Genomic DNA, 12,540 nt, shown 5'->3' with positions numbered 1-12,540 from the left:
GCTAGTTAACAAGATGTTTTTTTGCAAATTTGTCAATCACTAACTAAGTTTAAAAAGACTTAAAAATTTACCACAGGGCTGTGAAATGCATACACTCAAAATAGCGTTATTTTTATTAATCCTAATATCTACAAGTAGCAAGGCCATCACTGAAATAAATTACATGGTAATTCAAGACCAAGCTCAGCCATTTCAAAATCACCAAAACAAAAAACACCACACGGGTATTATTACTGACATTGTTAAAGAAATATTTTCTGGTCCTGAGTACGAGGTGAAAATACACACCTTACCTTTTAATCGAATGATCAGCATGCTTGAGAAAGGCGATATTAAAAACTGGATTACCTTTGGTTCACCAAACTGGCCCGGAGTACAGTCGGTTAACCTATCAAAACTACCGGTATTTAATGTACAACATTCATTGCTAACGTCGACACAGCAAAACTTTGATATTAATTCAGCCGAAGATTTGTTTGGCAAAACTGTGATTTTATTACATGGTTTTAATTACCCCGGTTTAGAGGAACATATCGCTGAAAAACGTATTAAAGCAATCAATGTAAAAAACTATAAATCAGCGTTTAAAGTAGTTAATCGGTTAAAAAATAAAGCGGGTTTTGTCGAAATGGATGTTCGGATTAAGTACAACCTAAAAAAAGAAGACTTAGCCACTAAAGATTATAATTTACATAACTTTTCTAAAGTCATCGAAAATTATGATCTGCATTTAGCCATGTCACCTAAATTCAATAAAGAACTACAGCAGCATCTTGAAAGTGAGCTAGATAAATTACTTCAATCGGGGGGCTTGGAAAAAATTATTAGCGCTTATTAAAGGCTTTATCAGAAGGTACTATCAAAAAAGGCATTAACTCAGGTTAATGCCTCTTAAAGCCATGACCAAAAGTACCTCGACAACTCACTACTTCAGCTCGCCAATATACTTATCTCTGATGTCATAAACCGGCTTACGCGTGATGCTATGACGCTTACTTATATCAATCACAGATTCACCGTTAAGTAATGATTCAATGATGGTTACGGTGCGTTTATTCTTTCCATCTGCGAGAAAGAGTTCAATTGCTTTCTTATTAATTAGGGTTACTCCGCTGATGTTTTTGATAATTTAAGATACTGTGCAGCCAAGACCAATAATATCCAGCTACTTAAGCTACCTTTCGAGACTTCTTAATCACTATTGTTACCGGCTTACTGTTTGATGTTATTTCTTGCTCTGGCTCTATCCACGCAACATTAGGAGCAACATTAGGAGCAACAGCAGGTGTAACATCAGCAACAACACCCTTTTCTTCTTGAATCTTGTTGTATATTTCTTCTCTGTGTACTGATACGCTTTTAGGTGCATCAATACCTATACGTACTTGATTACCTTGTATATTAAGTACAGTTATCTTGACATCATCACCGATGATTAATGTTTCATTTATTCTTCTTGTGAGAATTAACATGCATATTCCTATTTTGTTAATAAGAGGTTATCATACTGATAAGCCTCATTCGATTACCGATTGACTGCTTAGCCTTGGTAGGTGTTACAGCACTTACCACGGCGCCATTTATAGCGTTACCCCATATAACTATTTCTGCTCTACACTGCTTTGCCTTTTATGGACGGATAACTTAAAAGCAGGTAGTTTTATTCTTTTCAGCTATCACTTTATTGCTAAAAACTAAATAGCATTAGCATAATTCATAGTCCATGATATATACCTATGTATACTTTCTATATACACATAGTGTTACGTAATGTATTAATAAGTAACCATCATAAAAAAACCACTCATCTGAGTGGTTTTTTGTCTTTATCAATTAATTTTGATAACTGACAAGCATTTAAAAGCGTTATGCGACTTTTTTTGCTTCTAACTGACTAGCAAGGTATTCATCTAATGAACCTTGGAAGTTAACTAGCGTTTTATCTTTAATATCGATAATACGTGTTGCTAAGCTTGAAACAAACTCACGGTCATGACTAACAAAAATTAGTGTGCCTTCAAACTCTTTAAGGGCATTGTTTAAGGCATCAATCGCTTCGATATCCATGTGGTTAGTCGGCTCATCCATGATCAATACGTTGATATCAGCCATCATTAAGCGACCAAATAACAAGCGGTTCTTTTCACCACCTGAACAGTTACGCGCTTTTTTGTTAGCATCATCGTCGGTAAATAACATACGACCTAACATGCCACGAACACTTAAATCGTTGTGACAAGGTCTACGCCATTGTGACATCCAATCCATTAATGTTAAATCATTATCAAAAAATGAGCCGCTATCTTGTGGGCAATAACCCACAGCTGCATTTTCAGACCACTTAACCACACCTTCAGTTTGCTCTAATTCACTCATTAAACAGCGTAACAAAGTGGTTTTACCCACGCCGTTTTCGCCGATAATCGCTAATTTATCGCCCGCTTTAAGTAATAAATCACCTTTTTCAAATAACATTTCGCCATCAAAACCGTGACCTAGGTTTTCAAGCTCTAATGCTTGACGGTGCATTTTTTTACCCGGTGCAAAAGCAATTTTAGGCGTGATACGACTCGACGACTTAACATCATCAAGTTTAATTTTATCCATTTTCTTAGCGCGAGAACTCGCTTGTTTTGCCTTCGAGGCATTTGCACCAAAACGGTTAACAAAATCTTGTAGTTCGGCAATTTCTTCCGCTTTTTTAACATTACCTGATAATAACTGTTCACGTAATAAACCCGATTGCTCTAGGAAGAATTCATAGTTACCCGGATAAATGCGTAATTCACCGTAATCAATATCAGCCATATGAGTACAAACTGAATTAAGGAAATGTCTATCATGAGAAATGATGATCATGGTGCATTTACGTTTGTTTAACTCAGCTTCTAACCAACTGATGGTATGAATATCCAAGTTGTTGGTAGGCTCATCAAGTAACAAAATATCAGGGTTAGCAAAAAGCGCTTGTGCTAGTAATACACGTAACTTCCAACCTGGTGCAACTTGCTGCATAGTACCGAAATGAAAAGACTCTTCAATGCCAGCTTCTAATAAGATTTCACCGGCGCGACTTTCTGCGGTGTAACCGTCCATTTCAGCAAATTCACTTTCTAATTCACCCGCGCGCATGCCATCGGCTTCGCTCATTTCTTCTTGGGCGTAAATAGCGTCACGTTCTTGCTTAACTTTCCATAACGGCATATCACCCATGATCACAGTATCAATAACATTGAACGCTTCAAAGGCGAATTGATCTTGGCCCAAAGTACTTACTTTGTTACCAGTACTAACCGAGACATTGCCTGAGCTTGGTGTTAGCTCACCACTAAGTATCTTCATAAATGTAGACTTGCCACAGCCATTTGCGCCAATCAAACCATAACGGTGACCGTTGCCAAATTTAGCCGAGATGTTTTCAAACAACGGCTCTGCGCCAAATTGCATGGTGATATTACTTGTAGTGATGATAAGCCTATACTCCGGACTAAATATGTTTCATGGATTTTTCAAGTCGCGCATTATAGCTGAGTTGGCGGTTTAATGATATTGATAATTAGATTAATTGTACAAATAACGAACTCATTTGTGATGTCGGGATTTGGGGATTGTCCCGTAATCTTATTATGGGCTTATCGTATACCGATAATGTTTAGTTGTTAGGGTAAAGCTACTACACAGTTTTTAGTTCACTAAGTCCACTTTTCGGAACTAAAGAATTAAAAATCTTAATGTCTTTTTAGAGAGAACAGTAGGCCTTTAAATAAGAGATCGACGAACATAATATAGCCCCACACTAAAGCGATGCTTTTTTAATCGATACCTTTTACTCGCCCATAGCCCCTTTCGGTTACCAAAAGACACAGTTTAATTACCTCTATAAAGTTAGACTCTGATAATTTTTTGATTAAAGCACACTCACTGGGAAGTTATATGTCAACTGAAAACCTTGCTTCATATTCGCAGGAACCTGAGAAATCTGGCCTGTTCAATCGATTTTTGGCCGGAGTTGAATGGTTAGGTAATTTATTACCTCACCCTATCACTTTGTTTGCCGGCTTTTGTTTAGCGGTTATTGCTATTAGCGGCATTGCTGGCTTTTTTGAATTGAGTGTCGCCGACCCTCGCCCTATTGGTGCGCCAGGTAGAGAGGTTGATGGCATAATTGAGGTGGTGTCTTTAGTTAACGCTGAAGGCTTACAACGCATTGTTGGCGGTTTAGTTACTAACTTTACTGGCTTTGCCCCGCTGGGCACAGTATTAGTCGCGCTATTAGGCGTAGCAGTTGCAGAGCGTTCCGGTTTATTATCAACGGCGATGCGCGCCTTGGTAATGGATGCTTCGCCGCGTATGGTAACAGTGACAGTAGTATTTGCTGGTATAATATCTAATACTGCATCAGAGTTAGGATATGTGGTGTTAATCCCACTCGCCGCTATGATATTTCATTCTTTAGGTCGTCATCCTCTGGCAGGTCTTGCCGCGGCTTTTGCCGGTGTTTCTGGTGGCTACAGTGCCAATTTATTATTGGGCACTATCGATCCCTTACTCGCAGGTATTACCACGCCAGCAGCACAAATGATTGATCCTACTTATGTTGTTGGTCCTGAAGCTAACTATTACTTTATGTTTGTCAGCACCTTTTTAATTGCCATATTAGGTGCCATAGTCACTGAAAAAATTGTCGAGCCTAGGTTGGGGAAATATGATGCCAACGAAGCGTCTATTGATCTTGCCGCACAAAAAATAGAAAAAATTACACCACTAGAAATAAAAGCACTTAAGGCTGCTGGTATTACTTTTGCGCTAGTTTGTTGCGTATTAGCATTAACAGTCATTCCAGCATTTGGCGGGATTTTATTACATCCTGTAACCGGTGAAATAAAAGGCTCGCCTTTTCTTAAAGGCATAGTGGCTTTCATCTTTATTACTTTTGCTATTCCTGGCTATGTCTATGGACGTGTTGCCGGTACCATGAAAACAGATCGTGATGTCATCAACGCCATGTCTGCCAGTATGAATACCATGGGTATGTATATTGTTTTAGTTTTCTTTGCCGCTCAGTTTGTCGCCTTCTTTAAGTGGACTAACTTAGGCACGGTAATGGCGGTAAAAGGTGCCACTCTATTGCAATCTTTAGGTTTAACTGGCCCGGAATTATTTATCCTATTTATTTTAATGTGTGGCTTTATTAATTTAATGCTAGGCAGTGCTTCTGCGCAATGGGCAGTAACAGCACCTATTTTTGTGCCTATGATAATGTTGATGGGATATTCGCCAGAAGTTATCCAAACGGCTTATCGTATCGGAGATTCAGTCACTAACCTTATTACCCCGATGATGAGTTACTTTGGCTTAATTCTCGCAGTAGCAGTGAAGTACAAAAAGGACTTAGGTATAGGCACACTTATTGCGACTATGCTGCCATATTCCATGGTATTCCTACTTGGTTGGACTATATTGTTTTTTGTCTGGGTATTTGTCTTAGGTATGCCAGTTGGCCCTGGCGCGGCAACATATTTCCCGGCTAGATAGTCGTATAAATAATTAAAGTCATTTTTACAAAAATGATTATAGAAATAGTTACTGTAATAATTACTGTAACTGATGTATTAAATAAGGCGCTTTCATAGCGCCTTATTTAATAGCTGGGAGTTATAACCTTTATACATATATCAACTATAAACTCGCATGACCTATAGCGTCTAAGGTACTTTTCTCATCAAGTTGAGTTTCTTCTTTTAGCCAAGCGATAAAGACTCCAAGACGGGATTTTTTAGCCGAGTTAGGATCAAAAACAAAATAGCGTTTGAATGATATTGGGTGTTTGATATTAAACGGAATAACCAACTGACCGGTATTAACGTATTGAGAAAATAGCGCTTGTGACGCCAAAGTAAAACCATGTCCGCTCAATACTGCACTTAACGCCATATCTCCAGTACTAACTTCGGTCCATTTTTTATGGCATTGATAATTTTCAACGCCCGCTTTTTTAAACCAAGTGGGCCAGTTTATACTCCCCTGATTCTCCAAACTTACCAACCAACAGTTTAAAATATCTTTTGGCTCTTTGAAGCCATACTCAGTTACTAATTGGGGTGAACAAGCCGGATAGACATGATCTTCTGCGATAAATTCATAAACCATATCATCACTAGTATCAACTTCACTTGTGGTTAAAAAACGGATTGCTAGGTCTATATGGCCTTGACGGAGATCTTCGATACTGTTTGAGGCAACAACTTTTATTTTGATTTCAGGATGTTTAATAGAAAATTTATACAGCCTAGGCATAAGCCATAAAGAGGTAAAGGCTTGCGTAGATGTGATGGTTAAGGTGCCAGCAACCTCTTCTGTTTGAATGCTATTAAAGCCTTTTAACAAGGTATCAAATGCCTTATGAGTGGCTGTATAAAGCTTTTCACCACTTTCCGTTAACAGCATCTTTCTGCCATTGCGGACAAATAACCGACTGCCCATAGCGGCTTCTAACTGTCTCATTTGCTGGCTGACAGCAGCTTGGGTAACGAATAACTCCTTTGCTGCTTTACTATAACTTTGATGACGAGCGGCACTTTCAAAACTTCGTAAGTTATTTAGCTGTTTTAACCTTTTATCCATCTTAACTCCCCTGTTAGTAATAAATATAGTAATGACCGTAATAGCTTAATGAGTAACATTAGCAATAAACCCCAAGCACACCCATAAGCTCAGCTTATTGTCTGGTTAACTTTTTATTGTTGGTTCAGCTAACTTATTATAGGCACAATACCTTTAAGCAATATAAGGAGATAGTAAAATGAACGTACCAACAACCGTAAAATCCAATAAAAAATCGACCGAAGTAGTAAAAATAACAGTAACAACAGAAAACCATTACGAAAATATATCTAACTCTGTTAGTACTTTCAATCAACTACTTGCTAATATTTCAAATAAGCTAGGGTTATCAAAAGCCATTTACCAAAAATAATCATAATATCTATTTCCAGTAAGGTTTTCTGCTAACAATGAAAAATTTTAAAAAAATAACTAAGCCAAACGACAGGAGTATGCTCGTGCAAAAATCAAAACCCTTAACCTCTCTACTGTTCTCTTGTGCTTTATTACTGCCCTTGCAAGTGCTTGCTAGTGTCAGTGATATCGCTAATAAGGCGGCACAATATGCTGAAGCAACTTACCAAGATGAAATGACCGAAAGTTTACGTCAATTAATGACATTTAATACCGTAGCTATCGAGGGTTTAGCTTCAACTGAAAACCCCGTTCACCAAAAATTTAAAGCCGAGCTTGCCAAACAAGCTAATCAACTAGGTTTAGACTATACCGATTATGGCTATGTGGTGGTTATTGGTTTAGGTGATAGCGAGCAACGTGTCGGTATGATCACTCATGGTGATATCCAACCCTTTAACGCCAGTAAATGGGCACAATCACCGTTGCTACTTGATCAAAAATCGGAGCCAGGGAAACTTATCGGTAGAGGCACAGAAGATGATAAGGGCCCAATTAGTAATGCCCTTTATGCGATGAAGTCCATCAAAGATTTGAAAATCAAGCTTAATAAACGTATCGAATTATATGTTTACATGGCTGAAGAGTCTGATTGGGAACCTTTACGCCAACATATCAAGCAGCACTCACTACCACAAGTTAACATCACCCTTGATGCTGAATACCCAGTAGTAACCGCCGAAAAAGGCTATGGCACCATAAGCCTGACATTTCCTACAGAAAACCCTAACTCGAAATTTTCATCAAAGGCTTTATCAGATAAGACCTATATCAGTGAATTTACCGGTGGTTTCTTTGGTAGCCAAATTCCTGAAGATGCTCATGTAACAATAGAGAATGCAAATCTAAAACTTTTAGAGCAAATAAAGCAAGTCGCTAATTCCCACACAGGCATGAGCTATAGCTACCAATGGCAAGGTAAACAATTAAGCATAACTGCCTTAGGTAAATCAGCCCATTCTTCTAAACCTAAAGATGGCGTAAATGCCATTACTCACCTAGCTAATTTATTAGCCGTAAATCACTGGCCAAACAATACCAGTGGCGCCTTGGTTAATTTTATTAATGACCAACTAGGCACAGGTTTGTACGGTAATAAATTTGGTAATATCGCCTTTAGCGATGATTTTATGGGACCAATGACGGTACAAGCTACGGTACTTAAAGAAACAGTAAAAGGGTTGGCGTTAAATATCAACATCCGCAGACCTAACGGTAAAACGACCAAGCAACTAGAGCATGAAATCAAGGTAGCGTTACTGCAGTGGCAACAAAAAAATCAAGTAACTCTGCTCGACGTAAGCAGTGAAATTAACGAGCCATTTGTACAAAACCATGCGCCGCAAATTGACACGCTACTTGAGGTGTTTTCATTTTACACTGGCATAGCTGATGCTAAACCTGTCTCTATTGGTGGCGGTACTAATTCAAGACTTTTCCCTAATGCGGTCAGCTTTGGTCCTTCAATGCCAGGAACAGAGTACACCGGCCATTCAGAGCATGAGTTTATTACCATGGAGCAATTTGTCTTAAACCTAAAAATGTATACTGCTGTGCTGATTGAGTTAGCGAAGTAACTACATATTTCCACCAATAGTAATAGAGTCAAGTAGCTCATACTTTTATTACCAGCGAATTTAATTTTAAGCTTATGTTCAATGCTAAGCGAAAATTAAGTTTGCTGGTAAGTATTTTTCAAATAATTATAACGCTAAATAGTTTCACTACTTCATTGAATAACTCGACTAACAAGAAGTCTCCCCTCTAACCATTTACCTCTATTAATTTTCCCCATTAACATCTTGCTTGTATCAAAGTTGAAACTTGTTTATCATTCATCACTGTTAATAAACAGCAGAAAAAACAGACAGTAACATTCCACATCATGGATGTCTGTTGACATAATAATAATCATTAATTAAGGATAATATAATGACGCATAGCGCAGATACCCCTCCTGTAAGTAATACCAACACCCCCACGCAGTCTCACAGAAAAATTGGTTTTGAATTTCGTGGTGACGGTATTGAGTACTTTAAAATTTGGATTGTAAATATTCTATTAACCATTGTTACCTTAGGCATTTATTCTGCATGGGCTACGGTAAGAAATAATCGCTATTTTTATTCAAACTTATACTTAGACAATGATAATTTTCGTTATCTAGCTGACCCACTTACTATATTAAAAGGCCGACTTATTGCTTTAGCTGCGTTTATTGCCTACTACGTCGCATCAATATTCTTGCCAATAATTTCCGGCATTCTTGCTATCGCCCTTCTTATTGCTATTCCATATTTCATTAATCAATCTGTCGCCTTTAACAATAGAATGTCCTCATACAAAAACATTCAATTTCGCTTTAAAGGCTCATATGGACAAGCCTTTATGGTCATCTATATTTGGCCAATATTGGGTATTCTTACCTTAGGTATTTTGTACCCACTTGCCATACTAAAAGCCAACGAATATTTTGTTCGCAATAGCGCTTACGGCACCAGTAACTTTGACTTTAACGCTACATATAAAGATTACGGCATGATATTTTTAACCGCATTAGGCATTGCCGTAGTTGTCGGTGTACCAATTGCATTAATTACTTATTTTGTACCTGTTTTTGCCATAATATCTCCAGTGCTGTTCGGCATCATGTATTTCGCTTTAATTGTTTATGCACTGGTATCATTTACCAATCTATTTTATGCAAGTTTAAACTTAGTGGAACACAAATTTGAAGCCAAATTAACCATAACAGGCCAAACAAAAGTGATTCTAATCAACTTGTTTTTAACCATTATTACGCTTGGTTTATACCTGCCAGCAGCAAAAGTTCGTATGACAAAGTACATTTGTTCTTGCTTAACAATGCACGCAAATGGCGACTTAGATAACTTTATTGCCGCTGAAAAAGAAAATATCAGCGCCTTAGGCGAAGAGTTTGGCCAAGTATTTGATTTTGCCTAAAGACAATACTTATACCAATTCCAATAAGTTTCTTCACACTCAGCGAGAGTTAAAAGGCTTAGAGGCAAGGCATTCATTGTAGATAATGGTTACTCCCTTATCAAAATCAATAACGTAGCATGTAAGCCTTTTAAACTCGCCCTTTGGGAGCTTTCCAACGATTCGATAACCGCAAAGAATTTCTTTCATATAGGGTGACTATATGCAAAAAAATTCTATTTGTTCTCAAAACGCTGGCAAGCTCTGAGTGGGAACTAACTTAATGGATTTGGTATTAATGTTTATAGACGGAATCTACCTAGATGGTAAAACCTCTAAACGCCACATCGCGCGTTTAGAGGTTAACAGCGACCATAAAATCACTCGTATTCACTTAGCCACACAGCGAGAGATATTATCATTTGAACAGCAACATTATAAAGTGGAAACTCGTTTAGGTAATACGCCAAGAGAAATTTCATTTGATGATGCGCAGCTTTTTGTCTGTGATAACCACGATGAAATAGACAAAATAATCAGCTGGCAAAAAAAATACTCATCTAAGCAAAATACTTGGTTATACCGATTAGAGAATAATTTAAAACTAATCTGCCTATCAACAATTGCCACCATCATTTTTTTATATGGTTTGATTATCTATGGCATACCCAGCACAGCAAAAGTCATGGCTCACCATGCGCCACAATTTACCTCACAGCAACTCATCTCAAGTTTAGATATTTTAGATAGAACTGTTTTTGATGCCTCTGAGTTATCTGCTCAAAGGCAACAAGAAATAACAGCTTTAGTGGCACCTTACTTATTAAGCTATAAAAGCTTACAACCTAAGTTAGTATTTAGAGCCGGCATGAAAGCGAATGCTTTAGCCCTCCCTAATGGTGTTATTGTTTTTACTGATGACTTTGTCAATTTAACCCAATCTGATGATGAACTACTTGCAGTACTGTTTCATGAGTTAGGTCACTTATCACACAAACATATGACTCAGCGCATGATTCAAGATGCTATGTTGACTATCATGGTGGTATTTATCACGGGTGACGTGGAAACGTTTGACCTACTAACAGGACTTCCTACTTTACTGCTAGATTTGGCTTACTCTCGCGAATTTGAAATAGAAGCAGATAGCTATGCGCTAACCCAGTTAAGCAATCATAATATACCTTTACAAAGCTTTATTGATGCCATGAGAAATTTAGAACAGTATTACCTTAAACAAAGTGCAGGCAGCAGAGAAAGTGCGATAAATGACTTTTTCTCAACACATCCTAAAACAGAAAAAAGAATAAAGTTAATAGAGCAGTTCAACAAAAAAAATGATTGAGTGTTCAAAATAACTTTGCCTGTAACACCGGGTATTACTTCGAGTACATAAATACAGTTCAACGGACCTGGTAGTTAATAAATACCAGGTCCGTTATAGCTATATCTACAGCCTATCCAATAGCAAACATAAAATAATTGCACGTAAATTAGACTATCTGTGCTATTTTATCGGGAAATTAAATCGCAAATCTAAATCGGCAAAGTAAATAGATAGGGTGAATTTAACTAAAAATTGATGCCAATGTATTGCTGGTATTCAATAACCTTGGCAATAGTGTTTACCCTACTTGGACAATTAATGATTAAAAAATCGGTTTACGCAATAGCTCTTATCAGTGTTTTACTCGTGTTAGCCCTTACCCTAATGGCAACTCATCAGCTTTACAGCAGTAAATTAGTCACTTTAGATAGTAAACTTAAAGAGATCTCTGGCATTGAAGTTGATAAGGCCGGTAATTTTTGGGCCATTAATGATGGCGGTAATTCAGCACAGGTCCATCAAATACAAAGCGATGGTAAAGTAGTTAAGACAATCACCATAACCAATGCAAGAAACCTGGACTGGGAGGATATGACCCAAGATGATTTTGGCCACTTTTTCATTGGTGATTTTGGTAATAATGACAATATTCGTAAATGGTTAACCATTTATAAAATTGAAAACCCCATCGATATAAAAGGTACCGAAACTCAAGCTGAAATAATTAAATTCACTTTCCCTAAGCAGTTAAATTACCCACCAAAAGCCTCAGAGAAAAACTTTGATTTAGAAGCCTTTGTTTTTTACAAAAAACATTTATATCTGTTTTCGAAAAATCGTACTGAGCCTTTTGATGGTGATACTAACCTATATAAAATTGGCGATCATGCCGATAATTATCAAGCCGACTTTGTTAGTAACTTTAATACCTGTACCACCTATGAAAAACTCTGTTGGATAACCTCCGCCGCATTAAGCCCAAATAGAACTAAGTTAGTGTTATTAGACTCAGAGCGCTTATGGTTATTTGAAAATTGGCAAGGCGATGACTTTTTCTCTGGTGATGCCTATAAAATTGATTTAGGTATAGTTACCCAAAAAGAAGCAGTGACTTTTTTTGACGAAAACACCATCATTTTTGCCGATGAAGAATTTAATGGCATAGGTCGAAACTCCTATATGATTAAACTCGACCAAGTCACCAAAGAGCGCGTAACAAAACAACCAAAAATCACCAAGATATAAAAAATGGA

General features: G+C 37.5%; 9 protein-coding genes and 1 pseudogene. 7 read left to right on the top strand and 3 right to left on the bottom strand.

Annotated features, from left to right (window positions below):
- The first annotated feature begins 85 nt into the window (after positions 1 to 85).
- Positions 86 to 838 carry an ABC transporter substrate-binding protein gene (locus HRT55_RS10270; protein ID WP_291620970.1) on the top strand — a complete coding sequence of 251 codons (753 nt, stop codon included), beginning with the start codon at positions 86 to 88 and terminating at the stop codon, positions 836 to 838.
- Between the two features lie 466 nt (positions 839 to 1,304).
- Here the strand turns inward: HRT55_RS10270 and csrA are convergent.
- Positions 1,305 to 1,472 (bottom strand): annotated as a pseudogene (csrA, locus tag HRT55_RS10265) (carbon storage regulator CsrA); the annotation flags it as partial.
- A 394-nt stretch (positions 1,473 to 1,866) separates the two neighbouring features.
- The gene (locus tag HRT55_RS10260) at positions 1,867 to 3,471 is read right to left on the bottom strand and encodes an ABC-F family ATPase (RefSeq protein ID WP_291621322.1); all 1,605 of its coding nucleotides are present in this window, start codon (positions 3,469 to 3,471) and stop codon (positions 1,867 to 1,869) included.
- A gap of 462 nt (positions 3,472 to 3,933) precedes the next feature.
- On the opposite strand from HRT55_RS10260, the gene HRT55_RS10255 reads away from it, so the two are divergent.
- A complete protein-coding gene (locus tag HRT55_RS10255) occupies positions 3,934 to 5,535 on the top strand; it encodes an AbgT family transporter (RefSeq protein ID WP_291620968.1) in 1,602 nt (533 codons plus the stop codon).
- A gap of 144 nt (positions 5,536 to 5,679) precedes the next feature.
- On the opposite strand, the gene HRT55_RS10250 is transcribed toward HRT55_RS10255, so the two are convergent.
- On the bottom strand, positions 5,680 to 6,624 hold the full coding sequence (locus HRT55_RS10250; RefSeq protein ID WP_291620966.1) for a LysR substrate-binding domain-containing protein: 945 nt from the start codon (positions 6,622 to 6,624) through the stop codon (positions 5,680 to 5,682).
- A gap of 178 nt (positions 6,625 to 6,802) precedes the next feature.
- Between HRT55_RS10250 and HRT55_RS10245 the strand changes: the two genes are divergently transcribed.
- From HRT55_RS10245 to HRT55_RS10225, 5 genes are all read left to right on the top strand, one after another.
- Positions 6,803 to 6,976, top strand: coding sequence for a hypothetical protein (locus tag HRT55_RS10245; RefSeq protein WP_291620965.1), 174 nt, complete (start codon positions 6,803 to 6,805; stop codon positions 6,974 to 6,976).
- Positions 6,977 to 7,055: 79 nt separating this feature from the next.
- Positions 7,056 to 8,594: a dipeptidase gene (locus HRT55_RS10240; RefSeq protein ID WP_291621320.1), complete on the top strand. Its 1,539-nt coding sequence runs from the start codon at positions 7,056 to 7,058 to the stop codon at positions 8,592 to 8,594.
- 355 nt (positions 8,595 to 8,949) lie between these two features.
- Positions 8,950 to 9,981 carry a YjgN family protein gene (locus HRT55_RS10235; RefSeq protein WP_291620963.1) on the top strand — a complete coding sequence of 344 codons (1,032 nt, stop codon included), beginning with the start codon at positions 8,950 to 8,952 and terminating at the stop codon, positions 9,979 to 9,981.
- Positions 9,982 to 10,243: 262 nt separating this feature from the next.
- A complete protein-coding gene (locus HRT55_RS10230) occupies positions 10,244 to 11,305 on the top strand; it encodes a M48 family metallopeptidase (RefSeq protein ID WP_291620961.1) in 1,062 nt (353 codons plus the stop codon).
- A 300-nt stretch (positions 11,306 to 11,605) separates the two neighbouring features.
- Positions 11,606 to 12,532 (top strand): hypothetical protein, encoded by a 927-nt coding sequence (locus tag HRT55_RS10225; protein WP_291620958.1) that lies wholly within the window; start codon positions 11,606 to 11,608, stop codon positions 12,530 to 12,532.
- Positions 12,533 to 12,540: the final 8 nt, after the last annotated feature.

It is taken from the genome of Colwellia sp. (assembly GCF_013214175.1).
Classification (GTDB): domain Bacteria; phylum Pseudomonadota; class Gammaproteobacteria; order Enterobacterales; family Alteromonadaceae; genus Colwellia.
This window is presented reverse-complemented; position numbering and strand designations above follow the sequence as displayed.

What these genes read in the sequence shown, in the direction of transcription:
- HRT55_RS10225 (WP_291620958.1), top strand. Translation starts at nt 11,606, where the DNA reads ATGATTAAAAAATCGGTTTACGCAATAGCTCTTATCAGTGTTTTACTC.
- HRT55_RS10230 (WP_291620961.1), top strand. Translation starts at nt 10,244, where the DNA reads ATGGATTTGGTATTAATGTTTATAGACGGAATCTACCTAGATGGTAAA.
- HRT55_RS10255 (WP_291620968.1), top strand. Translation starts at nt 3,934, where the DNA reads ATGTCAACTGAAAACCTTGCTTCATATTCGCAGGAACCTGAGAAATCT.
- HRT55_RS10245 (WP_291620965.1), top strand. Translation starts at nt 6,803, where the DNA reads ATGAACGTACCAACAACCGTAAAATCCAATAAAAAATCGACCGAAGTA.
- HRT55_RS10250 (WP_291620966.1), bottom strand. Translation starts at nt 6,624, where the DNA reads ATGGATAAAAGGTTAAAACAGCTAAATAACTTACGAAGTTTTGAAAGT.
- HRT55_RS10235 (WP_291620963.1), top strand. Translation starts at nt 8,950, where the DNA reads ATGACGCATAGCGCAGATACCCCTCCTGTAAGTAATACCAACACCCCC.
- HRT55_RS10240 (WP_291621320.1), top strand. Translation starts at nt 7,056, where the DNA reads ATGCTCGTGCAAAAATCAAAACCCTTAACCTCTCTACTGTTCTCTTGT.
- HRT55_RS10270 (WP_291620970.1), top strand. Translation starts at nt 86, where the DNA reads ATGCATACACTCAAAATAGCGTTATTTTTATTAATCCTAATATCTACA.